This window comes from Paucibacter sp. B51, assembly GCF_027863535.1.
Taxonomy (GTDB): Bacteria; Pseudomonadota; Gammaproteobacteria; order Burkholderiales; family Burkholderiaceae_C; genus Paucibacter_A; species Paucibacter_A aquatilis.
Genome location: NZ_JAPIVN010000001.1, coordinates 474,889 through 500,979 on the forward strand (window position 1 = coordinate 474,889; position 26,091 = coordinate 500,979).

22 protein-coding genes and 1 pseudogene are annotated in these 26,091 nt (G+C 61.9%); 14 read left to right on the forward strand and 9 right to left on the reverse strand.

The window, feature by feature from the left end; all coding sequences use genetic code 11:
* From OOB33_RS01940 to OOB33_RS01975, 8 genes are all read left to right on the forward strand, one after another.
* Complete coding sequence (locus OOB33_RS01940; protein ID WP_271007438.1) at positions 1-3,312, forward strand: ATP-dependent helicase; 3,312 nt, start codon at positions 1-3, stop codon at positions 3,310-3,312.
* A gap of 92 nt (positions 3,313-3,404) precedes the next feature.
* Complete coding sequence (locus tag OOB33_RS01945; protein ID WP_271007439.1) at positions 3,405-3,887, forward strand: hypothetical protein; 483 nt, start codon at positions 3,405-3,407, stop codon at positions 3,885-3,887.
* A gap of 9 nt (positions 3,888-3,896) precedes the next feature.
* Entirely contained in the window at positions 3,897-4,346 is a 450-nt protein-coding gene (locus OOB33_RS01950) for a DUF7665 family protein (protein WP_271007440.1), read from the forward strand.
* Positions 4,327-4,800 (forward strand): Mov34/MPN/PAD-1 family protein, encoded by a 474-nt coding sequence (locus OOB33_RS01955; RefSeq protein WP_226881089.1) that lies wholly within the window; start codon positions 4,327-4,329, stop codon positions 4,798-4,800. Before OOB33_RS01950 ends, OOB33_RS01955 begins: the two co-directional genes overlap by 20 nt.
* A 13-nt stretch (positions 4,801-4,813) precedes the next feature.
* Positions 4,814-6,085 carry a hypothetical protein gene (locus OOB33_RS01960; protein ID WP_271007441.1) on the forward strand — a complete coding sequence of 424 codons (1,272 nt, stop codon included), beginning with the start codon at positions 4,814-4,816 and terminating at the stop codon, positions 6,083-6,085.
* Positions 6,086-6,654: 569 nt separating this feature from the next.
* Entirely contained in the window at positions 6,655-8,100 is a 1,446-nt protein-coding gene (locus OOB33_RS01965; RefSeq protein WP_271007442.1) for a hypothetical protein, read from the forward strand.
* Positions 8,097-11,465 carry a VPA1269 family protein gene (locus OOB33_RS01970; RefSeq protein ID WP_271007443.1) on the forward strand — a complete coding sequence of 1,123 codons (3,369 nt, stop codon included), beginning with the start codon at positions 8,097-8,099 and terminating at the stop codon, positions 11,463-11,465. Before OOB33_RS01965 ends, OOB33_RS01970 begins: the two co-directional genes overlap by 4 nt.
* A gap of 1 nt (position 11,466) precedes the next feature.
* Positions 11,467-12,186: a hypothetical protein gene (locus tag OOB33_RS01975; RefSeq protein ID WP_226881085.1), complete on the forward strand. Its 720-nt coding sequence runs from the start codon at positions 11,467-11,469 to the stop codon at positions 12,184-12,186.
* Between the two features lie 324 nt (positions 12,187-12,510).
* Here OOB33_RS01975 and OOB33_RS01980 read toward each other — a convergent pair whose 3' ends face one another.
* The 3 genes from OOB33_RS01980 to OOB33_RS24490 all read right to left on the reverse strand — a co-directional run bounded on the left by OOB33_RS01980 (position 12,511) and on the right by OOB33_RS24490 (position 15,186).
* On the reverse strand, positions 12,511-12,915 hold the full coding sequence (locus OOB33_RS01980) for a hypothetical protein (protein ID WP_271007444.1): 405 nt from the start codon (positions 12,913-12,915) through the stop codon (positions 12,511-12,513).
* A 513-nt stretch (positions 12,916-13,428) separates the two neighbouring features.
* Positions 13,429-14,694 (reverse strand): hypothetical protein, encoded by a 1,266-nt coding sequence (locus tag OOB33_RS01985; RefSeq protein ID WP_271007445.1) that lies wholly within the window; start codon positions 14,692-14,694, stop codon positions 13,429-13,431.
* A gap of 36 nt (positions 14,695-14,730) precedes the next feature.
* A complete protein-coding gene (locus OOB33_RS24490; RefSeq protein WP_442952982.1) occupies positions 14,731-15,186 on the reverse strand; it encodes an antitoxin Xre/MbcA/ParS toxin-binding domain-containing protein in 456 nt (151 codons plus the stop codon).
* A gap of 27 nt (positions 15,187-15,213) precedes the next feature.
* Between OOB33_RS24490 and OOB33_RS01990 the strand changes: the two genes are divergently transcribed.
* The 4 genes and pseudogenes from OOB33_RS01990 (at position 15,214) to OOB33_RS02005 (ending at position 18,455) form a co-directional block, all read left to right on the forward strand.
* Positions 15,214-16,575, forward strand: coding sequence for an IS630 family transposase (locus OOB33_RS01990; RefSeq protein WP_271007446.1), 1,362 nt, complete (start codon positions 15,214-15,216; stop codon positions 16,573-16,575).
* A 329-nt stretch (positions 16,576-16,904) separates the two neighbouring features.
* On the forward strand, positions 16,905-17,303 hold the full coding sequence (gene arfB, locus OOB33_RS01995) for an alternative ribosome rescue aminoacyl-tRNA hydrolase ArfB (protein ID WP_226882496.1): 399 nt from the start codon (positions 16,905-16,907) through the stop codon (positions 17,301-17,303).
* Between the two features lie 255 nt (positions 17,304-17,558).
* Positions 17,559-17,897: pseudogene (arfB, locus tag OOB33_RS02000) on the forward strand (alternative ribosome rescue aminoacyl-tRNA hydrolase ArfB); the annotation flags it as partial.
* Between the two features lie 141 nt (positions 17,898-18,038).
* Positions 18,039-18,455: a PspC domain-containing protein gene (locus OOB33_RS02005; protein WP_171826727.1), complete on the forward strand. Its 417-nt coding sequence runs from the start codon at positions 18,039-18,041 to the stop codon at positions 18,453-18,455.
* Between the two features lie 8 nt (positions 18,456-18,463).
* Here the strand turns inward: OOB33_RS02005 and OOB33_RS02010 are convergent, their stop codons facing one another.
* Positions 18,464-19,180: a hypothetical protein gene (locus OOB33_RS02010; RefSeq protein ID WP_271007447.1), complete on the reverse strand. Its 717-nt coding sequence runs from the start codon at positions 19,178-19,180 to the stop codon at positions 18,464-18,466.
* Positions 19,181-19,442: 262 nt separating this feature from the next.
* On the opposite strand from OOB33_RS02010, the gene fumC reads away from it, so the two are divergent.
* Positions 19,443-20,846 (forward strand): class II fumarate hydratase, encoded by a 1,404-nt coding sequence (fumC, locus tag OOB33_RS02015; RefSeq protein ID WP_271007448.1) that lies wholly within the window; start codon positions 19,443-19,445, stop codon positions 20,844-20,846.
* 83 nt (positions 20,847-20,929) lie between these two features.
* Here the strand turns inward: fumC and OOB33_RS02020 are convergent, their stop codons facing one another.
* The 4 genes from OOB33_RS02020 to OOB33_RS02035 all read right to left on the reverse strand — a co-directional run bounded on the left by OOB33_RS02020 (position 20,930) and on the right by OOB33_RS02035 (position 24,026).
* Positions 20,930-21,445: a PEP-CTERM sorting domain-containing protein gene (locus tag OOB33_RS02020; RefSeq protein ID WP_271007449.1), complete on the reverse strand. Its 516-nt coding sequence runs from the start codon at positions 21,443-21,445 to the stop codon at positions 20,930-20,932.
* Between the two features lie 135 nt (positions 21,446-21,580).
* Positions 21,581-22,237: a PEP-CTERM sorting domain-containing protein gene (locus OOB33_RS02025; RefSeq protein ID WP_102769115.1), complete on the reverse strand. Its 657-nt coding sequence runs from the start codon at positions 22,235-22,237 to the stop codon at positions 21,581-21,583.
* A 177-nt stretch (positions 22,238-22,414) separates the two neighbouring features.
* The gene (locus tag OOB33_RS02030) at positions 22,415-23,305 is read right to left on the reverse strand and encodes a DMT family transporter (protein WP_271007450.1); all 891 of its coding nucleotides are present in this window, start codon (positions 23,303-23,305) and stop codon (positions 22,415-22,417) included.
* A 91-nt stretch (positions 23,306-23,396) separates the two neighbouring features.
* On the reverse strand, positions 23,397-24,026 hold the full coding sequence (locus tag OOB33_RS02035) for a LysE family transporter (RefSeq protein WP_102769113.1): 630 nt from the start codon (positions 24,024-24,026) through the stop codon (positions 23,397-23,399).
* Between the two features lie 135 nt (positions 24,027-24,161).
* Here OOB33_RS02035 and radA point away from each other — a divergent pair, with 135 nt between their 5' ends.
* Positions 24,162-25,529 carry a DNA repair protein RadA gene (gene radA, locus OOB33_RS02040; protein WP_102769724.1) on the forward strand — a complete coding sequence of 456 codons (1,368 nt, stop codon included), beginning with the start codon at positions 24,162-24,164 and terminating at the stop codon, positions 25,527-25,529.
* A gap of 10 nt (positions 25,530-25,539) precedes the next feature.
* Here radA and OOB33_RS02045 read toward each other — a convergent pair whose 3' ends face one another.
* Entirely contained in the window at positions 25,540-26,067 is a 528-nt protein-coding gene (locus OOB33_RS02045; protein ID WP_133155278.1) for a hypothetical protein, read from the reverse strand.
* Positions 26,068-26,091: the final 24 nt, after the last annotated feature.

Below are 26,091 nucleotides of genomic sequence, written 5' to 3' on the forward strand. Positions count from 1 at the left end.
GTGAATCCTTTTCTGCGTGCGCGTGAAGAGGCGTTGAAGCTTCGAGAAGAGCTGGTGGGCAAGCAGGCGGGGTCGCCGGTTTCCTCGAAAGACCTGTTGTCCCGGGTCGAAGAGGTCATCGGCGAGCTTGGCATTCAACCAGTGCCAAAGGCCAGCGGAGTTCTGCGGGGCGCCAAGGCGACGCTTAGGCGCAATGAAGGATTCATCTACTACCGCGACGACTACGACTGGCCCAAGCAGGCATATCTCATTGCCCATGAGTTGGGGCACTTCAGGCTCGATCCGGATGTCGATGAAGACGACCTCCATCGCGACGCTGAGGAGTTCGTGCCGGCGTCACCCACGGCGGCACACGTCGAAGCCTACGGGGCAAGAGAACGCGACGAGTTGCAGAAGAACGTCTTCGGCAGAGAGTTGCTGTTGCCGCGCCAGGTTGCTCGTGCGATGTTCTTTGCGGGCCAAGGACCCCGAGCTATCGCGAAGGACCTGGGCATTCCGCTGGAGGTTGCCCGGCAACAGGTGCTGGATGCGGTGCTGCTGCCACCCTACGTGCCTCTGCCTCCAGGGCCCCTTCCAAAGCCAAGCGCGGACCAGTTAAAGGCCATTTACGCGACGGAGAAACACGTCCATGTAGTTGCCGGCCCAGGAACCGGCAAGACGACTACGCTTGTTCATCGGGTCAAGAAGCTCATCGAGGAGGACAACGTCGATCCACGCAAGATTCTGGTCCTCACGTTCACAAACAAGGCCGCGGCGGAGCTGGTCGACAGGCTGCAGCGGGCCGGGGTCAGAGGCGCGTCCGAGATTTGGGCAGGCACCTTCCATGCCTTCGGACTGGAGTTCCTACGCAAGTATTTCCAGCACTTCAATGTGTCGCAGGACGTAGCTGTAGCGGACAAGATTACCCAGCTGACGCTCACAGCTCGGGCGCTGGCGAACGCGCATCTCGAGTTCTACAAGCGCACCGACGACCCCTACGAATGGCTGCCACCGGTCCTCGAGACCGCGCTGCGCGTCAAGGAAGAGCTAGTTCCCATCGACGAGTACCTCGCAGCCGCGTTGGAAACGACGGATGACGACATAGAACGGGCTCGCTTCCGCGACGTAGCGACCGTCGCACGGACCTACGAGGACGCACTTCAAGAGCGAGGCGTTGTCGACTTCGTCGACCTGGTGGCCATGCCAGCGCAGGCCATAGCAGTGGACCGAGCGAAATTCACTGATGTCGCTGACCGCTACGAGCATGTGCTGGTGGATGAGTTTCAGGACCTGACTTCCGCCATGCTTGCGATGACCGCAGAGCTGTCCAGGAATGCTCAATCCCTTTGGGTGGTGGGAGATGTCCGCCAAGCGATCTATCACTGGCGCGGAGCATCCTTGGATGCCCTGTTGGGTTTCGAACGGCGCTTCGCACGCGCGAAGCGGTACGACCTCGTTGAGAACCGACGCAGCGTGCAGGAGGTGATCGACCTCACCGCATTCGCCGGTGAGGTGCACCCCCTACAGGACAAGTTTCCGCTGACCGAAGCCAAGTGCAAACGAGGTCCCAGCAGGCGCCCACCGGTCATCTACCGGTCTACGTCTCGGCCTGCAATGTGGACCGCGTTGGCGAACAACATCCGGCAGGAGCTCAAAGACGGAATTGCGCTGCGAAACCAGGTGGTACTAGCCCGCAAGGGTGCTGTCGTTGCCGCAGCCGCCAAGGAGCTGAAGGAAGCGGGCATCCCAGTGGTGTACGTTGGCGAGTTGATGGAGCGTCAGGAGGTGAAGGACCTGCTGGCGTTTATTCAGCTGGTCGTCGAACGAAGCCCGCGGGCCTTGCTACGCATCGGCGAGCTCGTCGAGCCAAAGATGGGCACCGCGGACATCATGGCGACCCTTCAGGCCGTTACCGATGACTCTTCGCTTCACCGAGCGGAGTGGGTCAATTCAAGCGAGGTTCCGTTGTCGCGGGGCGGGCACGCAAGCAGACGTGCCCTCGCTAGATTGATGCGTGGCTTCTCCTGGTCTTCAAGTCCCTGGGACTTCTTGTGCGAGCTGCTACTTGAGCGACGATTCCTCCTTGCAGACCTCGACGACCATTCAATTGATGGGCACCTTCGGAGATTGGCTCAGTGGCAGTTCGCCTACATGGCCCGCGTGGGCGATGGCGACAGGAAGCGAACGACGCTGTTCCGATTGCTCCACCGCATCCGACTGCGTCAGCAAGTCCGCGACATCTACGTGGACCGCGAGCTGCCGCCTGAGACGAACGGACTGGAAGGCGTCAGAGTCCTGACCGTCCACGGCAGCAAAGGCCTTGAGTTCCAGGCTGTGCATCTCGCGTGTGTCAACGGCCGCGACTTTGCCGGCGACGATGAAGCTAACCCGTTGTTGCCGCCCGAAGCTATCCGCAGCACCGTGGAACAGCACCAGTTCGAAGTGGAGGTGGAGAAACATAACCTGCTGTACGTCGCCGTCTCACGCGCGAAAGATGCAATCTCCATCTACGAAAACAGCAAGGAGTTCCCCTTTCACCATGTAGTTGCGCTTGAGGAGGCAGTGGAAAGTGGGGGCCTGATCGAGCAAGATGGGCCCATCGGGAAAGGCGCAACGTCCTCTGCTACCAAGCCGACAAGCGGCACTGCGCCGGCCTACGTTGCACATGAGCAACTCATGGCCTATGACCGCTGCCCACGTCAGTATCTCTATCGGTTTGGCTTCGAGCTGGGCCAAGAGCTGTCGCCAAATCCGGCGCTGCAGGCTCGTGCGCTGGTACGGCGAACATTGAAGGAGCTCGCCGAAGCCAATCAGTACGACAGGCTTGCGGAGACTTTTGCTCGGGCCTGGGCGCAGGCGCGCCTTCCGGACACGAGTGCCGACCCCCAGCTTTGGTCACAAGCCTGGGCGTCAGCCGTGAGCGGTTCAACCTACCTATCGGGGCTCCAAGGAAAGTTCCTTCAGGCTTCAGCGGACGTTCGAAGCCTTGAGATTGGACTGCCATGGGGTGTGGTGATCCGTGCACCTGGCGGATGGCACCTGCATTGCGTTGACTTCTACAGCGCATCGAAAACCACGCTCGAACGGCATGACAAGTTCCTCGGCCAGCTGATGCACCTCACCCCCATTGGGGGCAAAGTAGTCGCCGCGTCATTGCTTGATCTAAGTCGAGGTACTTCGCGGGACGTTACGCCTATCTACGTGGCGGATAGGTCGCTGCTCTCGACGCGCTCGCAGGGGCTCGCGAGCGGCGACTTCAATCCCAGCGGAGGCCGCTATCCGTGCGCGCGTTGCGCGTACTCGTATGTCTGCCCGTCCCTACCATCCACCTGAGGTTTTCGAGGTAAGAGCAATTCGGGTTTGGGAGAGATGCGTCGATTGAGTAGGTGAGGGCCACATGTTGCATGGCCCGCTGAAAGAAGACCATGACCCAAGTTTTCCTGCAGTCCGAACTGCTCTCCGACGTCGAGGTTCTCGAACTCCACGAGGGTGCCACAAAGCATGACCTGCGCCAGGCTTGCCTGGCACGCATGCCCTCCAGCGAGCACCACGAGGCGCTCATCCTCTTCATCGAGGACGATGACGACGAGGGCGCTATCGACAAGCTCGAGGCCATCGTGGACGGCCTGCGTCTGCACCTGCACCGGCTCAAGGCCATCACGGTCAACGTTCGTTACGCCGGCCGTGAGGCGCACCGAACCTTCCGTCCCAACGCCACCATCTCTCGCGTCAAGCGCTGGGCGACAGATGAGTTCGGCATCGTTGCCTCCGACGCAGCGGAGCTCATGCTCCAAATCGCCGGCACTGACATCCGCCCGGACCCGGATGTGCACCTCGGTAGCCTGGTCAAGGCGCCACAGCAATCGGTCAGCTTCGACCTCGTGCCTGCTCCTCGCGTCAACGGCTAAGAGGACGCAATGAACCAGGAACTCCAAGCGCTGGAGGCGCACCTCGCTCAGGGCCGCTTCAAGGCGGGGGTCAGTCGCGGAAGGTGGCGACTGGTCACTCTCGCCTGGCCGTTCGCCTTCATTGAGATTTTCGACCGCGACGGGCGGCCAACCTGCATCCGATTCGATTGCAGCGGCTACCCGGCGCGACCGCCTCAAGGAACACCCTGGGACCGCAGTTCGCAGCAGCAGCTCCCTGGAAACCTCTGGCCGCGCGGCGGCCGCGTGTCCCAGGTCTTCAACCCTGGCTGGAAGGGCGGCGCTGCGCTCTACATCCCCTGTGATCGTGAGTCCATCGTGGGTCACGACAACTGGTATTCCGAGTTGCCGCACCTCATCTGGAATCCCGCGCGCGGGCTTGTCCAGTACGTCGAAGCAATCCACGAGGTTCTGCAGAGCAATGAACTCCAACCGGCTTGAAGTATCGAAGGGGACGTGGCTCGACCTGATGGCGGACCTCCGCCAACGCGGGGGTGGAAGGAGAGAGTCGGGGGCGTTCTTGCTCGGACAGGTGCAGGGAAATACCCGGCATGTGCACTCTTGGGTGCCGTACGACGACCTCGACCCGGAAGCCTTGACGAAGGGCTACGTGAGGTTGGGAACAGCAGCCTTCACGAGGTTGTGGGCCGTGTGCGCTGCCCGCCAGCAGATGGTGGTTGCAGACGTGCATACCCACCCGCGAGGGCCGTATCAAAGCCTGTCTGACCGGACGAACCCGATGGTGTCCCAGGCCGGGCACATGGCGTTGATCGTGCCGCGCTACGCGCAGGGCAAGGTGACTCCCCGCTCCGTCAGCGTCAATGTTTACCTGGGCGCGAAGAGTTGGGCCAGCTACCTGGACCTCGAGGCCGAGACACGCATTCACTTGGTTTAAAGGGGATACCTTCATGCATGCAGATTCGTTCCATCGGTTGATGAAGATGCTCGTCGACAGCGGTGAGGTGGCGACTATCGACGAGGCGATCATTACTTTCTCTGGCTACGGCGTGTGCCTGACGCTAGGCGAAGACGTCGCGCAAGACAGCGGGCTTCAGATCATGGCGCTGACCGTTATTAACACCGCTGCGAGGAGCTTTCAGGGCAATGTCCACATCGTCGGTGACCTCAGCTTGACGCTGAACTTGCCTGGGTTTGAAGGCTCCACATTGGCTTCATTCGTCGAATGGGCAGGTGTGAACGCCGCCTGCATCCCTACAGAGGCCTGGCCGGAAATTCGAGTGGGGCGTTGTCCAGGTCCGATCTGTCGCACGTCGCTGGAGCCTTGGGCAGCGGGTTGGAGCTTTGGCATCGGTCCGGCCCCCGCATCCAGGCACGAAGTCTTCGCGCCGGCCTGCATCGCAGCCGCGTCGCTCGCTGTGAGTGAGGCCTTCTCCCTGCTCCGTAGCGACAACCCGTATGCGGGGCGCCGCCCTCTGGCGATGTCCCTCTGGTCGATGAAAGCCGATGCAGCGCAACCTCCTGAAAACGTTGGCAGTGCGGTTGGTGGCGACCTTTGGGTCGTCGGACTTGGTCACCTTGGACAAGCCTACTGCTGGACGTTGAGCATGATGAAGCGCAGCAGCTTCACGCGACTGGTTCTGCAGGACATTGACATCATCACGCAGTCGACTCTGACCACCTCGGTGCTGTCGAGCCCGAACGACATCGGAAGCAAGAAGACCAGAACCGTGGCCTACTGGATGGAGGCACGTGGCTTCGATACGCGAATCGTTGAGCGGCGGTTTGACGCAAACACCCGCCTTGCGGCCGGCGAGCCAACAACTGCGCTCTTCGGCGTGGACAACCCTAGCGCACGCCGAGTCTGCGAGGGCGCCGGCTTCTCTCTGGTCTTGGACGCCGGGCTAGGCTCGGGTCACAGAGACTTCAGGGCATTGCGGGTGCGGGGATTCCCGGGCGCGTCGTCGGCCTCGAGAGTCTGGGCTAGCGACGACCTCGGAGCCTTGCCTCAACTCGCGCCCGCGTACCTGGAGCTTCTGCAGTCTGGCCGCGACCCTTGCGGCATTACGACCTTGGCCACGAGGTCCGTCGGAGCTTCCTTTGTGGGGTGCTATGCCGCAGCTATCCTCCTCGCCGAGTTGGTTCGCCGTCAGGCCGGCGCCCTTGCACACAGCGTCATCGACGTGAGCCTCCGGGCGCCCGACCGGCTTGAGGTTGCCTGAGTGAAGTCGGCTGCACTCCCATTCGGCGTCGCGCTATCGCTAAACCTCTGCGACTCACTGGATCACGGTCGAGGAGCGGCTGCCAGCTCAGGGCATCCGCGACGTCCGAGCCATGTGCTAGGCCAGCGAGAAAGCCTGCCTGCAGAAAAACGCCTGTAGGCCGCCGGCTCCATATAAGTCCTGGAGGCCACGCATGACCTGCGGCACGAGGAGTACGCCGGCTAATGGGAGGCCGCTTTGTCGCACACGCGCAACGACCCGCATAGCGCGAAATTATCCCTTTGCCAAACACCCCTCTACAAACATTGCCCCCCCGTCATGCGGGGTCATAAATTGCCAATCGGAAGTTGGTTTGGGCAGGTCCGTCTCATCCCGAGACGGATCAATCCTACACATTTTTTGTCGTCGAGGGGACGAAAGCGAATGTTGGGTGCATTGGGAAACTTGGGCATGCGTGATAACGACGGAGTTCACTGGACGGAAAGACACGCCTGGTCAGAAGTGGCATCCGTAGCTGGCAGCAGCCCGCCTTTCAGTTACGCCGATGCATGCCTTTGAGCAAGTGCGCCATGACCATCTCCCCATCACGGGTTATCAAGTCCAGTGCGATGGAGAGCGTGGCATCAACAAGCGGTCAGACCCAGACGGCTTCGTACTTCCTTGTGCGGTGCAAAGATGCCACCTTGGTACCTGTATTCGTTGTGGATGAAGTTGGTGGCCCTCCACGAATTGTTGAAGAGGTTGTCGCCTTCATGCAGACACTGGCTATCCGAGGCGAATCGGCGGCGACGCTTCGAGGTATTGCGAACACTCTGGCCTTGCTGCATGACTACATACACCTAGTCCAAGGATCGGCATCTGTTTCCCCTGAGTCGCTGGCCGCGGTCGTCGCAGGATTTTTGCGTCGCCGCAGAGGCTTGGGCGCGGACGCTGACAACCTCTCCTGGCTTCCGGTCAAAGTGGAGACCGTGCGGCGAGACAGACACTACCTAAGTCTGTTTTCGACGTTTTGCGCCGAAACGTACGGTCACTGGCCGCTAGTCCCCATGCGGGCCAAGTTCCCGTTTGACGTCTCCGGACAATGCTTCCAATCAGTAAGTCGGGAACTGGTTCGGAAGAGTTCGATGCTCCTTCGACACGTCGCGGGCACGCGAGACTGGGCCAAGTTCAAGCCTGAAATCGAGCTTCAGGAAAAGGTGGTCCGTCGACGGAGTATGGGCAAGACCTTCATGTCGGCTGCATTGATCGAAGACCTGGTCTCGTCAACACCGAGCATCGTTCAGCGGATGGTTTTCATTCAGGCGGCCTACGGTGGCCCGCGCATCTCTGAAATCCTTCAGGAATGGCGCTGTGACGTGCTACCCGGCCGATACCGGCCGGTGCTCTTCCCCGACGATAAAGCGTCCGACGTTCCGCTGGTAGTCCTAGCCCATCCTTCCCAGTCTCGCTTTGTTGGAGATACGCGCCCTGGCGTCACAGACAGGTTGCAGCACCTTTGGCTGCAATATGGACTCAAACCCAGACCCATGTTGGAGTCCGAGCCGCTGTGGGCGGGGTGGAAAGGCATTGCCTTCGACAACGAAGAACTACTCATCTCTCAGATATTTTGGGCTGATAGAGGCTGGGCTCGAGCCTACTACGACCTGTTTCAGCAACTCAGGGATCGAGTCCTGCCCTTAATGCCTGAAGCACTTCGTGGCAGTCATCCTTATCTTGCAATCAACGACGACCCGCATCGACAGGAATTTGGGCAGCCGATGAAGATGAGCAACATTCGCAAGGCATTCGCTCGCGCATGCGCCCGCATTGGCGCGGATGTCAGCCGATTTCACGAAGGAGTTCACGGCCTTCGACATTTCTACAAGGCAAGACTCGAACGGCTCGGACTTACGCCAGAGGAGATTCGTAAGGCAATGCATCACGTCTCCGTTATGAGTCAAGGAAATTACGGTCAATCCTCGGCGCTACTCAACGAGAGGATGTCCCCTGCCCTTAGCCAATGGAGCGCGTCATGAGCGACGTCGCTAGCTTCACTTCATTCGGCGGCCAGCAGACCTGGCTGAACAGGGGATCAAATCATCGCGTCTTACGGGTGCCGACAAGAGATGAGCTTCGGGAGCTCCTAGAGGAATTTCGGCGTCACCAGCTTGCGTGGCTACGCGAATACCTTTGCGCGCCAGTTCCCGGCCGAGACTACCTGTTTGGCCTGACCTGGTCCAAGGTCAAAGGCCAGTCCGCAAAGAATGGACAGCGCCCCACACTTGCGAGCCTACATGTGATTGGCGTAGATGCCGTCCCGCCCAATGCTTGGGAAGTGTTGAAGGATGTCCAACCGGAGCCCGATTCACCGGACTCAACGAGACTACTCAACGCCCCCTTGGAACTACAGAAAAGTTTCCTGCTTGCAGCGATGGGAACCAGTCTTGACTCTATCGGAGCGTTGCTGAGACCGGTCTATCGCGATGCCCTTGTGTTCGGTTGGCTCACCGAGGCATTCGAAAAAAATCGCGATCCTTCTTCCTTCTTGGACGCGTTGATCGCCAGGTCCGCATACGAGCGGTCGCGTCAGCGAAGCTCGCGGAACTTCATGCGCTGCTCGATTCCGGATTTGTTCCTCTATTGGCTCGCACAACATAGCATCGTCCTCTTTCCGCTCGCCTCTCAACCAATCATTGGCGATGTCAGAGGCAACATTGAAGATCGGCTAACGAGCCCAGAAATCCATGCAACCTGGAACGCCCTAGCGGTTGCGCACGCTGACGCGATTGCCAAGAGTCCTGCGACCGTTCTCCCTCGCCTGCGTGTGGCATTCAGGACGCTTACTCTCGCATCCACATTGCGGACGGCAGATGATGTGAGCCTTGAGCTGTTCGAGGCAGCATACGCGTTGATGAATCAGCGCTTCGACCGTGCCGTTGTTGACATGCTTCATCGAATTTATCGCCCGTTGCGAGACGGCCTCGGACGCAAAGAGCTGCCAACCTTCAAGCCTAGGAGGAGCCTTAACCCTGAGCTTGAACATCCTTTCGCGTGGACTCGTCTGGATACGCGAGACTACCGAAAGAGTACCTTTCCGAAAGGGCTCGCCGGCCCTTACAGCCCCATGCCGCACGTCATTGCGTGGGGAGACCGTTTCGCGACGCTGCTAGCCAAGTTGCCCATTAAGAGTGTCGGCAATACGGTCAGCACGCTCCAGAGATTTCTTGTATGGCTCGCGATGAGCGGGGCGCGTGTGGACACCCTCTCTCAGCTAAGACGTGAACATATCAATGATGGCAAGGCGTTGTCCGACAGCCAATGTTTTCGCGCTCATCTGTCCCGAGACGGGACAATTCCTGAAACGTCCAATGCACATCTTTTGAGGCTGTCTTGGAGCTTCCAAGCAATTATTGAAGAAGACCGGCTAGATATTGCCAACCCAGTGAACATTCGGTTTGATGGCTTCAAGGTCCCTTTTACTCGAGGAAAAAGCCCGCGACGGCCGATGGGTCGTGACTTGATGAACCTTCTGAGGAAATTGAATAGGCAGGACGACTATGCTCTATCACGGAGTTTCGAGGCACACCATCGGTCTACGCTCAACGCCGAAGGGAAATATGAGCCGATATGGTTCCCGGGCTTCGCAGTCATAGTTGACCTGCTCCTGCAACTCCCGTTGCGCGGATTTCAAGCGCGTTTCCTGGACTCAGGCGAAGGCGACGAATTGATAGCAACTGCGGGCGCCGACGGATTGGAACTGCAGCCAAACCCGCTATCTACAGCCACCGTCAAGCGCCGAGAAGGGCTTTTCTACCTCTTTGATGCCAAAGATGGAACGCCGACGCTCGGAATTTATGTCAACACGAACAAAACGTCGGTTGACCGCGCATCGGGCTATGAAATTGCATGGTGTTCGCCTGAGCTGCAGGAAAGCCTGAGGATGTTGAGAGACTGGCAGATTGAACACAACCCCGTAGCTAAGCCCGTGCATTGCATGGAGAAGCATGAATACAGCGCGACAGAGAACCCAGAGGTTATAGCTGGAATCAAGACTACTTTTGCACTTTTCCGAGACCCTGAAGACCCACAGGGATGGCCCATTAGTCGAGACAAGCTTTTTGACTACTGGAGCAGATTGCTTGCGTATGCCGAAGATGTGTTGACTGCAGAAGGCAAGCCGGTCCGACTAACGGAGACGAAGGAGGTCAGCAAGGGGCCGAACAAGGCGCCAGTGACAAAGCGCTTGGCCGCGTATGACATTCACACACTTCGGGTGTCCGGAATAAGTGCGCTGATTGAAGCGGGCATGCCTCCGGACCTTGTGCAGGAGGTCGCAGGTCATGCAACCCTCGTCATGACCCTCTACTACAACAAGATCAAGGCAGCCCGGCTGAATGAGTCACTATCCAAGCACCTCGATCTGCTGAGCAAGAACCTCGACAGCATTGACGGGATGGAGGAGGCTGAGTATGAGCGACTGGCAGCGCTTCTCGTAAACAACCGGGCTCCTGAAGACGCCTTTGGCAAGACTCTGCTTAGAGAGCGTCGGGGAAAGGGGGATGGCGCAGTTGAAGTCATGATTCACGGCATATGCCCGGGTGGCGATTGTTCAACGGGGGGGGATTTCCTCAATCAGGCCCTCGGATACGGCCCGGTACCCCGCGCGGCCGCTTGTTCGCTCTGTCGTTACCGGCTCACGGGGCCTATGTTTTTGCCAGGGCTCGTGCTAAATGCGAACCGCCTCGTACACGAGCTTCGGACCAAGGGTAAAGAAATTGGCGCGCTGAACGAAGAACGCGAGCGGCTGGACGATTGTGGAAAACCGACACATAGCGTTAAGGCTCGCATCGAAGAGCTGTACCGTGAAACTGACATAGTCGCCACTGAATGGGCCGCCGAGGTTCAATACGTACACGTTGCTGAAAGGCTTTTTGAAAGCTTCCTTGCAGAGCAAAGCTCCACTTCGGATGTCCTACCTGCGCTCATTGGTGGCGTCGACTGTGATGCGGTCAAAAGCAAGATCACGAATCAATCTGAGTTGAATCTATTGCAGTCTCTCGCAGAGGGCGCAGACTTTTGGCCTGGGTTCCGGCCTACCGCGGCTCTCACAGATCACCGAGAGTTCCTAAATGAGGTGTTAACGGCGTCTGGAGTCGATCCATTCCTCCTAAAGCTGCGCGGAACAATTCGCGACAAGGCCGCTGTAATGCTAGGGCGCATCGTGACGACCCTTGTTCCTGATGAGCGCCACAACGACCTTCGATCTGGTACCGAGAAACTGGAAGACTATCCCAGTGCCGCTGCGCTGCTCAACGACCTCCGAAAGCAGGTTCAGCGCCTCGCACTGCCGAACAAGTCGGCAGATGGGGTTGAGGCGGAAGTCATTTCTATGGAGCTGTGACATGAGCACTCTTACTTCGCAGCACCCGGTGCAGTCCACGTCCGAGATGATCTTTAACAGCCTGATAGCTGAGGCAGGAAATGATCGACGGCGGCAAACACTCCAGCGTCTCAAAGAGGCATGTGATGCGATTGCGGCTAAGGGGACTCCAATCACGCTGTCCGACGTGCAGCGCATGGTGGAGGCGAAATATGGACGCGATGCTGGGCCTAAGGCGCAATCAATCTCTAACGAGCGACGCAAGCCGTTAGGGATGCACCACTACGTTGACGCTCGTGGGCGTGAACTTAGTGCGGCCCAATCCCCCCGGCGTCCTCGGCCGAGTGGGGCGGCAGAGACGACTGCGATTGCTACGATTGATCTCATTCGTGACATAGATGTTCGGTCCACGATGTACGACATACTTGACCGAATGGTCATTGCCGAAAGGGCGCTTGCCCGCGCGAAGTTGCTGTTCAAGACGTTGCAGCCTGGAGCGGATTTGGATCGGCTCCTTTCGGGTCAGGCCGCGCTGCCCGATCAGACAAGAGCGGAAATCCCTGGTGTGCAAGTCGATGCATTGCATCGGTTGGTAACGGCCTTAACCGACGAGGCAAAGCTCAGCACTGTTGGCCTAACTTTTACGGGAGGTAGGGTCCGGCGTAAGTCCGGTACTCGCGACGAACTTGTTGGGCCCGACACCCTTTCAGAAGTGCTGGCCCTAAGTAAGAGTTTGATGTGACTTTTCAAAGAATCTGCCGCAAGATTAAGCGAGCGCATGCCACGAGTGGCCGGTATGTCGAAGGACGCACCGACAAAGAGCTTTACGCCCGCTATGACACTTGCGTGGACTTGGTCGACCAGTTAACCGCATACCGCCACCGGAAGTTGGCCGAATAACCGGGGACGATCCTCGTGACGCTGCTGCCCAAGGTACGACGCGGCGTTGACAACAAGGGCTGGGACCTGGCGGTCGAGGAACTGACTGGATTCATGAACCAAGTGGCCGCTCGGATGAACGCATCCGGCTGAAAGTGCTCGGCCCTCTCGCGACTGGCGCCGACGGTCATGCAGTTGGCGGCTTGCGACGGCGGTGGTATTTGCTTCCGGCAAGAAGCTGAGGGTTAACAGCGATCTGCAAGAAGTGGCGGACCCTCAGTACGGACAGCAGACCTTCCAACTCCTCGCCGGACAGCCCAATCGTGCTGCGTGCAACGGCGGTCCGGAGATGCTTCAGTTCGTTCTGATCCACGGGGCCGCGTTGGTAGTGCTCGACCCAAACGTCAGAGATGGCAAGGCCAAGCCTTTCGCGGGCGTCAGCTCGGTACTGCTGCAGTTCCGTGCTTTGTTCCTTGGCGCGACGTCCCTCGGCCTCGAGGCTTGGCAACACAAAGCGGTAGTGCTCAAGCACCGCCGAAATCTCGTCAGCGACGGGGGAGATGAACTCGGACTCCAATTGTTTGGGTGGCATCGCGACCTCCAGCGTTATGCCAGGCGGTCGTCGCTGCGCCCTGCGGCGTCCAAGCGTTGAGCCCAGCGGACTACTGCGATTGTCTCGCGCCGATGGCCATGCTCAATTTGCGACCCTGACCCTTGCAGCACATCCGGGGCGAGGGCGGGGGGCCTTTCTCATCCGTCTCTTCTGAACGAAACCGGAACAAGGATTGGCTGGGTCCACGCCACAGTTGCCTGGCGGTCGGCGTGACCGCATCAACAGGAGCAGATGATGAGCAAGAAGCCCACAGGACCTCGCCAGGCCCCGACGGTGGCTGACGTCGCAAGAATGAAGTCCGGCTACGCGAAGACCCTTGGTGGCGGCACCCTGCCACCGCAACATGTCCGCCGAATCGAAAGCGCCGCATCAAAGGCGGCCACGAAAGGGGGGAAATGACATGGCGGCCGGCCCTCGTACCGGCGGCTCCGAGCCGCCCAGCAAGCATAACGAAGACAACCGGGCTGACCAACTGAACCCCAACAACGACGCCTACTGGCAATCGCGGGGCGAAGGCGGCCGGCCGGGCGACTGGGAAGACCGCATCCAGTCAGGCCAGGACGACTGAGCTAACAACCAATCGGGCCAGGGAAGCTTCCCTGGCTCGGGGAGTCGGTCTGCCCAGCGCTTCCGGTGGCCCGCCCAGATGGCTTGGTAGGCGATGTCCGACAGAAAGATGACCGTGCCCGGCTTGGTGGAGTTCTCCTTCGACGAACGTTTCACAAGCGCGCGTTCCATCCACAAGGCAACGGCGATCCATGGGAATGGCACCTCGAATTTCGTTCCCCCTGACAAGTTCGCCGTGAGGCTCGCCCAAAGCTCGGCCACTTGGTCGAGTCGAATGGGCTTCGCGCCATTTGTCCACTTCCGGATGACACCATCGGCTGTGTTCTCATCGGCAATGTCCGCGGCCAGCCCCGATGGGTTGGGCGATTTCGCAGGCCACCTGGCGTGCTGGCTGGTTCCCCTCTTTGCGACGGCCCAGAGCAGATCGAAAAGCTTGGACACCGGGCGGGTGACGACGTTTCGCTTCATCCCCTTGGAGTTCGAGGCATCGAAGTCAGGATGAAACTGCGGGGCGAGCCACAAGAAGGTCGGTGTCGGCGCAAGGCTGCCGAAGTAGCGGGCACCCCACTCGACGTCGATGGCGGCAAGAACCGCGAGCAGAACATGCTGAACCACGGCATCAGACGGACCTTGCAGGCTTGCCCAATCGGTGGCAGCTGAAAGCGCGCGACGGATTTCGGCAATATCAGCGGTGTACTTTTGGTCCTCGACGAAGTGCTTTTCCTCATCCAGGAAGTCAATCAACAGGCACTGGTACTCGGATACCTCATCGTTCTCGACGCACCTGAGTACGTCCAGTACCAGTCGATCCAAGCGTGCGCCGAGGGACATCGCCAGCGAAAGGGGCGCCGGCCCCGCATGACCAAGTCTGTAGGCGAGGCCAGCCAGCGCGGTCTCCGGACAGGCGGCGATGTACTGTTCGATTTCATCCGGCGCGTAGCCCTTGGCCGCCAGACCGTTTCGGGCATAGTCAAGCGAGTCCTGTCGGAGCCTACTCAACCGCTTTTGGTTCTTGATTTGCAGCCCGCTGCTGCTCAAGTGCGCTGGCGATAGACCTGTTGCTTCGGCCAGAAAGCTCTTGGTCGATTTGCCCTCGCATGCCGCAATCACTTCCAGCGGAAACAATCCGAGCCCAGCCCACAACCTGGCGACTTCGCTCACCATGGCCTGCCCCCGATCAACGGCATGCATTCTCGGAAGCGCTGCGTCCGACGAAGCATCGGACCGTTACAGGTAAGCACCACTCTGCTGCTGACGAAGCAGGGTCGACAGCAATTCGCGACCGTCGCCGCAGTCGACGTAGTCACAGGGCGCTGCGCCACCAAGAGCCGGTTGGGGCTCAGTCAGCCACCTACCGACCCAGCGCGCGGCATCGAAATCTACTTGATAGGACGACTCAAGCATGATTTGCTCGACCTCACCGACAAGCTTGGCTAGGCCCAGCAGACGCTCCGCCTTTATGCGGGCAGCCCGGGTACGTACGGCGGGCCCCCTCGGCGAAACGTTCAGCCATTTGCACAGCAGGGCTTGGGGAACTCCAAGGTCCCGAGCGAGACGATGCGTCAGGCCCGGCGAGCCCCATGCTTGGACAATTGCGATGCGGTCGACGGGCGCCATTGACCAAGAGCTTCGGTAGCTTGGTGCCTGCCCCTCAACAGCGTCCATACCGGTTTCCCGTCTCATCGCGCCAAGCCTACACCAGGAGGAGCCATGTACTCGAACCCTGCTCAATGGCGCCGTCTGCGCACCCGAGTGCTGGTCAATGGCGAGTCGATGCGCTCTGTAGCCAAGTGCGAAGGAATGAGTAGAAACACCCTCAAGCGCCTGCTGGCGTTGGATGCACCACCAAGGTACCGGCGGGCCAACATGTTGACCAAGGCACCGGCCGAACAGACCGGCCCACCTCGCGCCCCCAAAAGGTCCGACATCGAGCTACAGCGATGGAAGGACTGGCTCTACAGCGTAGAAGGTGACAATTCGGGCTCCGACCCGTTGGGTGCGGAGCTTGCGCAGCAAAGCGGGCACGCCCGCAAGCTCGTGCTCGCTGCAATGGCGCGCAAGGGTGGATTTTCCGAGAGAGCGATTGCCGAACACCTGGCGCTTGCGCGCGGTACGGTCCGTACGCGCCTTGCAGCCTTCCGTGTGGGTGGCGTCAGTGCGTTGCTCGAGCGAAAGCCGCGTCCAAGAAAGGCCGACGACCCATTGTTCATTTCTGCGCTGTTCGCGCTGCTTCACGAGCCGCCGGCGCTGTCCGGCTACAACCGGACCACCTGGCGTCTTGCGGACCTTCAGGAGTCCCTGGCACGTCGCGGCGCCAGCGTCAGCAAGGGCGTCATCCGGCAAGCCATTCAAGCCGCCGGCTTCAAGTGGCGTTCAGCCAAGGTTGTTTTGACCAGCACGGACCCCGAGTACCGAGAGAAGCTGGACCACGTCCAGTCCGTCCTGTCGAACCTTGCGGACGACGAGCGATTCTTTTCGATTGATGAGTTCGGCCCGTTCGCTGTGAAGGCAAAGCCCGGGCGCTTGCTCGCTGCCCCCGGCGAATATCCCAGTGTTCCCCAGTGGCAGAAGTCGAAGGGATGGCTCATCCTGACGGCCGCCTTGGAGCTGTCGCGGAACCGGGTCACGCACTTCTACTCGCGGGCCAAGAACACTCAGGAAATGACAAAGATGGCCGAGCTCCTTATCGAGGAGTACCGGGATGTACGCACCGTCTACCTTTCCTGGGATGCAGCGTCGTGGCACATGTCCAAGGAACTCCTCGCATTCATCGAGAAGCACAACGCCAACGGGCTTGGGCTGCCGAAGCTCGAACTCGTACCGCTGCCTGCGTCCGCGCAATTTCTGAACGTCATCGAATCAGTCTTCAGTGGCATGGCGCGAGCCATCATCCACTCCAGCGACTACCCCTCCGTAGACGCCGCGCGTGCAGCTATCGACCGCTACTTCGCGGATCGCAATCGCCATTTCGCCAAGCACCCCAAACGCGCCGGTTCGAAGATTTGGGGAAAGGAACGGACTGCGGCAACGTTCGACCCGTCGAACAACTGCAAGGACGCAGCATATCGGTGACCTGCGAGCAGGCGCGGTTGCTTGATGGGCATCGTCCTGGCTGCCGGCCCTGGGCCGTTCAAGGTGAGTTGGCCGGACGGATACGACCTTCGCCGGCCAATGTCGAGGCGGATGCTCAGGAAGCTCCTGGCTCGAGGTCCAGCACCACGCCCACCCAGCATACCGTGCTGAACGGAGCCGCTGCCCTGGCGGAGGCGACAGTGGACTGAGTCCGTTCTGCGGCATCATCGGTTGAGCTGGCTAGTAGCAGGCAAACAATGAGCAGCAATGCGGAGGTTTGAGCCTAGCAGCGCCAATGGATGGTCAGTCGAACCCAAAAAGGAATACCTATGCCGGCAAGAGCGTCCGAGCATGACGTTGATTTTTCCGCCATTCGCTCGAGTGGGCCTGGCGGTCAAAACGTTCACAAAGTTTCAAGCGCGGTCCACTTGAGATTTGACATTCGCGCTTCGAGTCTCCCCGCCGACGTAAAGGCCCGGCTACTTTCCCTTTCGGATCATCGCGTGACCAAGGACGGAGAAATTGTCATAAAGGTTCAAACATCGCGCAGCCACGAGAAAAATCGAACGGAGGCCCTGGCAAGACTAAACGACATGATCCAGTGCGTCAGCCTAGTGCGGCAGCCTCGCCGAGCGACAACACCAACGTTCAGCTCGAAACAGCGTCGGCTTAAGACAAAGGCCTCCCGCTCTGAGGTGAAGGCGGGCCGTGGCAAGGTTTCGGCTTGAGAATCCGGCCCCAACTTATCAACATATTACACACACGTTATGAACAGGCTGTTCAACCCTCTCGCGCTCTCCCCAAACTCCGAACAGCCCTGACGCGTCCCCTTACGGGGACTTGCCCCACTAAGCCAGTCATGGTCACCCTATCAAAGCTTCTGGTTTGAGTATGGGTAGCACGAGGGGCAACACTGGACTACTCAAGTGCCGGGAAGTCGCAGCCAACGGGGCGCTTTAGCGGTTTGAGTACCTTGCCTACTAGGGTCAATAATCAACAAGGTGTCGAGCGCCGTGCATCTGCGTTTTGACATCCAGCGCTCCAGCCTGCCACCGCTGATCAAGCAGCGCTTGCTGGCTCTGTCGGACCAGCGCATCAACAGCGAGGGCGTGGTCGTCATCAAGGCCCAGGACTCGCGCAGCCAGGAGGCCAACCGCGCCGAGGCCATGGCCCGGCTGCAGGAGCTGGTGCAGAGCGTGGCCCACACGCCCAAAGCCCGCCGGGCCACCAAGCCCACCTGGGGCTCGCAGCAGCGCCGCCTGGCCGGCAAGGCCTTGCGCAGCGGCGTCAAGGCGGGGCGGGGGCGGGTCCAGGGCGACTGATACCTAGGGTTCACCCTCGGTGCGTGCAGCTGGGTCGGCGCAGTTTGCAGTTCGTCGCAGCCCTCTGGCCCGGGGCGGGCTGCTTGCGCACACTGGCTTCCATGGCAGCTCGCCATGCAAGCAAGACCGGAGCCCACCATCATGTCCCTCAGCAACGAACTCGAACGCCTGGCCGAACTCCATCAACGCGGCCAACTGTCCGACGAAGAGTTTCAGCGCGCCAAGGAGCGGCTGTTGCAGGGTCAAGCGGCCAGCCCCGAAGCTGGTGCACAGAACCGCAGCTCGTCCGCGGCCGACGCCGGCCTGGGCTCAGCCATCAACCGCCTGCAACGCAGCCGCGAAGAGCGCTGGCTGGGCGGCGTCTGCGGTGGCCTGATGGCCGTCAGCGGCACGGCCGCCTGGATCTGGCGCCTGCTCTTCCTGGCCTTGCTGTTCTGCCACGGCGCCGGCCTGATCACCTACCTGGTGCTCTGGCTGCTGGTGCCCGAAGCACCCAAGCCCGTCCCGGGCCTGGGCTGGCACAACGACGAGAGCACTCGCAAGGCGCCCTCGCTCTGAGCCCCAACTCAATCGACGCGGAAGGCGAACTCCTGCTCGAAACGATGGTTGCCCGGGCAGACGTAATGCTCACGCAACGTGCCATCCACCGCCGCCATCAGCAGGCGGCGGGTCTTGGCATCCATCGCGCCGCGCGCGAGCAGGACTTCGGTGGCCACCACCCGGCCCTCGCGCACGGTGGCCAGGATCTTGAACACCGCCTCACCCGTCCAACTGACGGCCGGCAGCTCGGGCCGGGCCATCTGGGTGCAGACCATGCCGGCCTGGCGAATCGCCGGCTCGGCCACCGGCGGGTTCAGGACCGGCTCGACCACGGCCGGCCGCGGCGTGAAATCCACCACCGGCGGTCCGTCGTAGCGGGTCACGATGTCATTGGGGCTGGGATCGCGCTGGATCACGAATTCAGGCACCGGCACCTGGGGCGGCAAAGGGATGTCGCGCAGCTGCTGAGGCAGATCCACCGGCACCGGCTGCCGCACGGGGTCGGGCGGCTTGGGCGTGTCGATCAGCACCTGCACATCGGTCTGGGCCGGTGGCTTGGGCAGGCCGGGCCGGGCAAAGCCCTGGATCAGACCCACCACCAGGGCCACGTGCACCAGGGCCGCAAACCCCAAGCCGGTGTAGCGAGCCAGACCGGGCTGAGGCTTCAGCCCCGCGTCGAACACCGTCAAGGTGGAAGAGGACGTAGAAGAGGAACCGAACTGCGGGGCATGCTGCGGAGTCATGAGAGCCATCCTTTCGATCAAAGCAAACGCGTCTTCAAGCCAGGGCCGCGGCTCTTCGGAACCGCCGGCCTGAACCCAGGCTAAAGACGCGCCCGGCCCGGCGTCAACGGCGAAAGCGGCCGCGCGCTGCGTCTGTGGCCGCACACAAACAAGCGCGGCCATGACCTCCGGGACCCTGGCGCCCCTGTGCCAAGCTCGGGGGTGCGCCGCCCCCGCTTTCGCTGCCGCAAAGCCCGTGGCGCCCATTTCTGGAGCGCCCACCATGCCCGACACCCACACCGCAGCCCAGCGGCTTGAGCACGACAGCTTTGGCGACATCGCCGTGCCGGCCGATCACCTCTGGGGCGCGCAGACACAGCGCTCGCTGCAGTTCTTCGCCATCTCCACCGAACGCCAGGCCCCCGAGCTGATCCATGCACTGGTGCTGGTGAAGAAGATCAGCGCCCGCGTCAATGGGGAGTTAGGTCTGCTGAGCGCCGACAAGGCCGCCACCATCGTCGCGGCCGCCGATGAAGTGCTGGCCGGGCGCTGGGCCGAAGAGTTTCCGCTCTCGGTCTGGCAGACCGGTTCAGGCACGCAGACGAACATGAACGTCAACGAGGTGCTGGCCAACCGCGCCAGCGAGCTGCTCGGCGGCGTGCGCGGGCCGGCGCGGCGGGTGCACCCGAACGACGAGGTCAACCTCGGCCAGTCCTCCAACGATGTCTTTCCCACGGCCATGCACATCGCTGCCGCGCTGGCCATCGAGCAGCAGCTGATGCCGGCCCTGGACGAGTTGCGCGGCCAACTCGACCTCAAGGCCCAGGCCTTTGCCGACATCATCAAGATCGGCCGCACCCATCTGCAAGACGCCACGCCGCTGACCCTGGGCCAGGAGTTCTCGGGCTATGTTGCCCAGCTGGAACAGGGCCGCTTGCACCTGCAGGCCGCCCTGCCCCACCTCTACCAGCTGGCCCTGGGGGGCACGGCGGTTGGCACCGGTCTTAACGCCCACCCGGCCTTTGCCGCCCGGGCCGCGGCCGGCATCGCCGAGGCGACCGGCCTGCCCTTTGTCAGTGCGCCCAACAAGTTTGAGGTGATGGCGGCGGCCGATGCGCTGGTGCACGGCCACGGCGTGCTCAAGACGGTGGCTGCCAGCCTGATGAAAATTGCCAACGACATCCGCTGGCTGGCCAGCGGCCCGCGCTGCGGCATCGGCGAGCTGCAGATCCCGGAGAACGAACCGGGCTCCTCCATCATGCCGGGCAAGGTCAACCCGACCCAGAGCGAGGCGCTGACCATGATCTGCTGCCAGGTCTTCGGCAATGACGTGGCGCTCAATATCGGCGGCGCCAGCGGCAACTTCGAGCTCAACGTCTTCCGGCCCATGATGGCCCACAACTTCCTTCAAAGCGCCCGCCTGCTCAGCGACGGCGCGCGCAGCTTCGCCCGCCACTGCGTGGCCGGCATCGCGCCGCGACGTGCGCGCATCGAGCAGCTGCTGAACGAATCCTTGATGCTGGTGACGGCGCTGGCGCCGCACATCGGCTACGACCGGGCCAGCGCCATCGCCAAACACGCGCACGCGCATGGCCTGAGCCTGCGCGAGGCGGCCCTGCAACTGGGCGAGCTCAGCGGCGAACAGTTCGACCAATGGGTGCGGGTCGAGGATATGGTGGGGCGCTGAGCTGAAACGAAAAAGGCGAGCCGCCCGGTGCGGGCGCTCGCCTTGTGGCCTGCGATCGGCAGGCTTGAATGCAGGTTTCTCGATCAGGCCGAGGTGGCGACGCCACGGCGACGACGGCTCAGTGCACCCAGACCTGCCAGGCCCAGGGCCATGTAGACATAAGTGGCAGCTTCAGGCACGGCCGTGACGGAGAAACTGATCGGAATCTCGATCGCCTGACCGTCGATCACTTGCAAGTCGAAGTGCTGGCCTTCGAAAAAGTACACATTGAAGTGGCCGGCATCGCCGCCGCCCACGTCGAACAGCAGACCCGCTTCGCTGAAGTAAGCGCCATCGTTGACGAACTTGTTGTCGTAGAGGAAGTTGCTGTCTTGCCCCAGCGGCACCAGGCCGAGGATGGTCTGGCCATTGCGCGTGCCGCTGATGCTGAGGATGTCCTCGGGCACCAGGGCGGCACCGCCGGTGGTCAGGGTGCCGGACGCGGTCACGCCCGAGCCGCTGTAGGACCAGGCCCAGACCGTGTCCGCGTGGGCCAGGCTCGAGGCCAGCAACGCGGCACCACTCAGCAGCAGAGCTGCAGCTTGCTTGAACAATCTCATGACTTTTCCTTTGTTTCAGACGGCCTCACGGCCCGTGAGCACTCAACAACAAAAACCCCGGTCCCAAGGTAGGCCGGGGCATGGGCAGCGTCAAGCGGGCAAAGCCGGAGAGGGCTTGCCCGGGGGTGTCGGCGATCAGCCTTCGCGGCGGCGGCGCGCCATGAAGCCGAGCACGCCCAGACCCGACAGCAACAGGGCATAGGTGCCCGGCTCCGGCACCGCGGCGACAGCGGCCAGGGTCAGGTTGTCGGCCGTGGGCCAGAGGAAGCCGGAGGCCGGTTGCACTGCCGCCAGGGTGGCCGACAGCAGCGGGCCATCGGACACAAAGCCGAGGAAGCTGCTGGTGGTGGCGCCGGTGATGGACTGGGTGTAGGTGCCGCTGGCATCGGTGGCGGTCAGCACCACATCGCCGGCCGCGAACAGACCCGCGATGTTGGAGCCAAAGAAGTTGCCACCAAAGGCGCTGACGCCGCCGGTGAAGTTGTTGAAGGTGATGGTGTCGGTGGCGGTGTTGGTGGACAGCCAGGGATTGGCCGTGGTGCCGGCGCCGAAGAAGGAGGTGGTGGTGACCGAGGCGGTGTAGCCGTAGGCGCCCGCACTGCGGGTGATGGGGCTGGGCGTAGAGCCGGTGATGGAGAAGCCGGTGAAGGTGTCGACGCCGGGCGCAGTCACCGCCGCCAGAAAGGCGGCCTGCGAGGTGTAGACGGTCACGGAAGCTTGCGCAGCGCCGGCGGCGGCGACCAGTGCGGCCAAAGCCAGAGGCTTGATCAGGAATTTGGAGGTGAGCGACATGGACAGTTCCCTTGAAGTCATTGCGTGGTGTTCGCGATCCGAGGCGTCACAGGCAAGCGGCGCTTCGTGGCTTCAGTGTCAGCAGCGTGACAGGCGCTCACAAGACTGCGAGCTAGGGGGAACTGTCCCGGTCAAGAGTCTCGGGCCAACCCTGTGTGCCAGAGTGGCACGAGCCTTTCAGCGCACGGGTCGCGTGGCCAGATAGATGCTGCCCAGGCACAAAGCCATGCCGGCCAGCGAGAGCAGGCTGGGCGCCCAGCCCTCCAGCGCCGCCGAGATCACGAGGGCGATCACCGGGATCACCACCCCGGTCAGCGCGGCGCGCGCCGGCCCTTGCAACTGCGCCAGCTTGAAATACAGAACAAAGGCGGTGACCGAGCCGAACACCGCCAGGTAGAGCAGGCTCAGCACATAGGGTGCATGCCAGTCGAAATGCAGGCCCTGGCCGCTGAGCAGCGACATCAGCAGCAGAAAGGCGGCGCCATAGCCCATGCTCCAGGCGAGGATGGGCACCAGGGGCAGGCCGCGCCGCGTCAGCGTCAGGGTCAGCACATTGCCGATGCAGGCGGCCAGCACGGCCAGCAGCCCCAAGCCCAAGCCCAGGGCGGCCGTGGGGCGCGCGCCGGTCTCGGCGATCTCGGGCCAGAAAATCAACACCACGCCGACCACGCCACCGCTGGCGCAGAGCAAGAAGCGGCGGGTCACCGTCTGACCGAAGAAGATCCGGCCACTCAGCGCGTTGCCAAACACCATCAGGCAGAACAGCACCGCCACCAGGCCGCTGGGGATGTGACGCTCGGCCTCGTAGACCGAGTAGTAATTGCCGCTGTACTGCACGATGCCGGTGGCCAGCATCAGCAGATGGGCCGAGCCTGGCATGGCCAGGGACTCGCGCCGCCAACGCGCCAGCGCGAACAGCAAGGCCGACGCGATGGCAAAACGCCAGCCCACCGAATTGAGCACCGGCACGCCGCTGTCCAGCTGGTAGAGGATCACATGCCAGGTGCTGGCCCAGATCAGCGTGGGGCCCCAGAACAGCCAGCGGGTGGAAATCGCAGAAGTCGACATGACAGCTCGCCAAAAAAGCAAAGGCCGCCCGGAACAGGCGGCCTGCGGAAGATGAATCGGAGCAGAGGTGGCTCAGGGCAGGCGCGGCGCCTCAGACACTGCGCTTGAAGCTGGCCAGCAAGGCCCCGGCGGCGACAAAGAGGCCGCCGAAGGTGCGGTTCATGGCCTTGATATGCGCCGGTGAACGCAGGGCCGAGAGCACCCTTGCGGCCAGCACCGTGTAGCCGGCCATCACCACCAGATCGGTGAAGCCCAGGGTGGCCGCAATCACCAGGTACTGCTGCACAAGGCTGGCCTTGAGATCCAGAAACTGCGGCACCACCGCCAGCAGGAAGACCGTGCCCTTGGGGTTGACCGCGTTGATGGCCCAGCCGCGCAGCACCAGTTGGCGTCGCGTCACCTGGGCCGCGTCGTTGTCGGCCGCCACCATGGGCGTGGCTGGCGCGCGCCATTGCTGGATGCCGAGGTAGACGAGGTAGGCCACGCCCAGCCATTTGACGATGGCAAAGCCGATGCTGGAGGTGGCGATCAGGGCGCCCAAGCCCGCGCCCACCAGCAGGATCTGGGTCAGGATGCCCAGGATCAGACCGAAGGTGGTGAAGTAGCCGCGCCGAAAACCGTGGTTGAGGCCCGAGCTCATGGCCGCGATCGCGCCGGCACCCGGCGACAGGCTGATGGCCCAGGAGGCGGCAAAAAATGCCAACCAGGTCGAAAACTCCATTGACTGCTCCTTCGGGCCTGCACACGACGTCGGCCAGGCCGACATTCTGGCACCACGGGCCAGCGCCTGCTTGGGGCGAGCATCGCCCGCGCAAGCGCCGCCGAGGTGGCGACGGTGAACGAGGACAATCGCCCCATGGCCAAAGAAAAATCCATCTACACCTGCTCGGACTGCGGCGGCATCAGCCCCAAATGGCTGGGCAAATGCCCCAGCTGCGGCGCCTGGAACACCTTGATCGAGGGCGTGGCCGAGGCGCCCGGCGCGGGTGGCAAGAACAACCGCTACCAGGCCCTGGCCAAGAGCCAGCCGGTGGCGACGCTGAGCGAGATCGAGGCCACCGATTTCGAGCGCACCCCCACGGGCCAGGACGAGCTGGACCGCGTGCTCGGCGGCGGCATCGTCGCTGGCGGCGTGGTGCTGATCGGCGGCGACCCGGGCATCGGCAAGTCCACCCTGCTGCTGCAAGCGGTGGAAGACCTGTCGCAGAAGCTGCCCGTGCTCTACGTCACCGGCGAAGAGTCGGGCGCGCAGATCGCCATGCGCTCGCGCCGCCTGGGCCTCTCGGGCCACAAGGTGCGCGTGCTGGCCGAGATCAGCCTGGAAAAAATCCTGGCCACGCTGGAAGCCGAGACGCCGGCCTTCTGCGTCATCGACTCGATCCAGACCCTGTACTCCGAACACCTGAGCTCGGCCCCCGGCTCGGTGGCCCAAGTGCGTGAATGCGCGGCCCAGCTGACGCGCACGGCCAAGGCCAGCGGCTGCGCCATGGTGCTGGTCGGCCATGTCACCAAGGAAGGCTCACTGGCCGGGCCGCGCGTGCTGGAGCACATCGTCGACACGGTGCTGTACTTCGAGGGCGACACCCACAGCAGCTTCCGCTTGGTGCGGGCGATCAAGAACCGCTTCGGCGCCGTCAACGAGATCGGCGTCTTCGCCATGACCGAGAAAGGCCTCAAGGGCGTGGCCAACCCCAGCGCCATCTTCCTGAGCACCCACGGCGAGCCGGTGCCCGGCAGCTGTGTGCTGGTGACGCTGGAGGGCACACGGCCCCTGCTGGTCGAGCTGCAAGCCCTGGTCGATGGCGGCGGGCCCAGCCCGCGCCGGCTCTCGGTCGGCCTGGACCGCGACCGCCTGGCCATGCTGCTGGCCGTGCTGCACCGCCATGCCGGCGTGGCCACCCAGGATCAGGATGTCTTCATCAACGCCGTCGGCGGCGTGCGCATCAACGAGCCGGCGGCCGACCTGGCCGTGCTGCTGGCCATCCAGAGCTCGCTGCGCGGCCGGCCCCTTCCCAAGGGCTTCATCGCCTTCGGCGAGGTCGGTCTGGCCGGTGAGGTGCGCCCCGCACCGCGGGGCCAGGAGCGCTTGAAAGAAGCCGCCAAGCTGGGCTTCAGCGTCGCCGTCGTGCCCAAGGCCAATGCGCCCAAGAAGCCCATCGAAGGCCTGACCGTGCATGCGGTCGAGCGCATCGAGGAAGCGATGGACTGCGTCAGGGGGCTATAAAGCTCTTGAGTCAAGAACTCTGCAACACCATGTCAACGTATTCCCAGTAGCTTTGAGTTGGGTTGGGAGGTCTTTTCCGCAGTACCTCTTTACACGACTCGCGATAGCTCTGATCCGCTGTGCTGCTATCTACGGGAATTCCGAGCCGAGCAAAAAAACTCTCTCGACCCTTTTTATCGAAATAGATTGGCAACAAGCAGAATTTCGACCAATCGTTGGTAGGCTCATAGCTCAAGAACGCAACTTTCCGCTTTAGGGTTGCAGCCTTGATCTCGTTCTTCCAGATCAAGTCTTCTCCCTCGCCCAGCCCGATCTCTCGAACTGCCTGAATCAAGTCCGGTATCGCTTCCCGATACATATCAAGCTTGTTTTCGACCCCATTTTTTGCTTTTGTGTCGGGACTGACTCCCAAACCCCGAACTTCAAATACTGCCTGTAAGAAGTCGCGTGTTTCATCCGCACCCCATGGACCAGGAGTGGACATTAGCTCACCCCAACTCGCCCGAAATGCACTCCAAACCGCTTCTGCTGAACTCATTGACCCTCCGCTCCTTGGTCTGCG

Bases quoted from the DNA above. Each gene is read 5' to 3' on its own strand.
- OOB33_RS01945 (WP_271007439.1), top strand. From the start codon at position 3,405: ATGACCCAAGTTTTCCTGCAGTCCGAACTGCTCTCCGACGTCGAGGTT.
- OOB33_RS01950 (WP_271007440.1), top strand. From the start codon at position 3,897: ATGAACCAGGAACTCCAAGCGCTGGAGGCGCACCTCGCTCAGGGCCGC.
- OOB33_RS01955 (WP_226881089.1), top strand. From the start codon at position 4,327: ATGAACTCCAACCGGCTTGAAGTATCGAAGGGGACGTGGCTCGACCTG.
- OOB33_RS01960 (WP_271007441.1), top strand. From the start codon at position 4,814: ATGCATGCAGATTCGTTCCATCGGTTGATGAAGATGCTCGTCGACAGC.
- OOB33_RS01965 (WP_271007442.1), top strand. From the start codon at position 6,655: ATGACCATCTCCCCATCACGGGTTATCAAGTCCAGTGCGATGGAGAGC.
- OOB33_RS01970 (WP_271007443.1), top strand. From the start codon at position 8,097: ATGAGCGACGTCGCTAGCTTCACTTCATTCGGCGGCCAGCAGACCTGG.
- OOB33_RS01975 (WP_226881085.1), top strand. From the start codon at position 11,467: ATGAGCACTCTTACTTCGCAGCACCCGGTGCAGTCCACGTCCGAGATG.
- OOB33_RS01980 (WP_271007444.1), bottom strand. From the start codon at position 12,915: ATGCCACCCAAACAATTGGAGTCCGAGTTCATCTCCCCCGTCGCTGAC.
- OOB33_RS01985 (WP_271007445.1), bottom strand. From the start codon at position 14,694: ATGCATGCCGTTGATCGGGGGCAGGCCATGGTGAGCGAAGTCGCCAGG.
- OOB33_RS24490 (WP_442952982.1), bottom strand. From the start codon at position 15,186: ATGAGACGGGAAACCGGTATGGACGCTGTTGAGGGGCAGGCACCAAGC.
- OOB33_RS01990 (WP_271007446.1), top strand. From the start codon at position 15,214: ATGTACTCGAACCCTGCTCAATGGCGCCGTCTGCGCACCCGAGTGCTG.
- arfB (WP_226882496.1), top strand. From the start codon at position 16,905: ATGCCGGCAAGAGCGTCCGAGCATGACGTTGATTTTTCCGCCATTCGC.
- OOB33_RS02005 (WP_171826727.1), top strand. From the start codon at position 18,039: ATGTCCCTCAGCAACGAACTCGAACGCCTGGCCGAACTCCATCAACGC.
- OOB33_RS02010 (WP_271007447.1), bottom strand. From the start codon at position 19,180: ATGACTCCGCAGCATGCCCCGCAGTTCGGTTCCTCTTCTACGTCCTCT.
- fumC (WP_271007448.1), top strand. From the start codon at position 19,443: ATGCCCGACACCCACACCGCAGCCCAGCGGCTTGAGCACGACAGCTTT.
- OOB33_RS02020 (WP_271007449.1), bottom strand. From the start codon at position 21,445: ATGAGATTGTTCAAGCAAGCTGCAGCTCTGCTGCTGAGTGGTGCCGCG.
- OOB33_RS02025 (WP_102769115.1), bottom strand. From the start codon at position 22,237: ATGTCGCTCACCTCCAAATTCCTGATCAAGCCTCTGGCTTTGGCCGCA.
- OOB33_RS02030 (WP_271007450.1), bottom strand. From the start codon at position 23,305: ATGTCGACTTCTGCGATTTCCACCCGCTGGCTGTTCTGGGGCCCCACG.
- OOB33_RS02035 (WP_102769113.1), bottom strand. From the start codon at position 24,026: ATGGAGTTTTCGACCTGGTTGGCATTTTTTGCCGCCTCCTGGGCCATC.
- radA (WP_102769724.1), top strand. From the start codon at position 24,162: ATGGCCAAAGAAAAATCCATCTACACCTGCTCGGACTGCGGCGGCATC.
- OOB33_RS02045 (WP_133155278.1), bottom strand. From the start codon at position 26,067: ATGAGTTCAGCAGAAGCGGTTTGGAGTGCATTTCGGGCGAGTTGGGGT.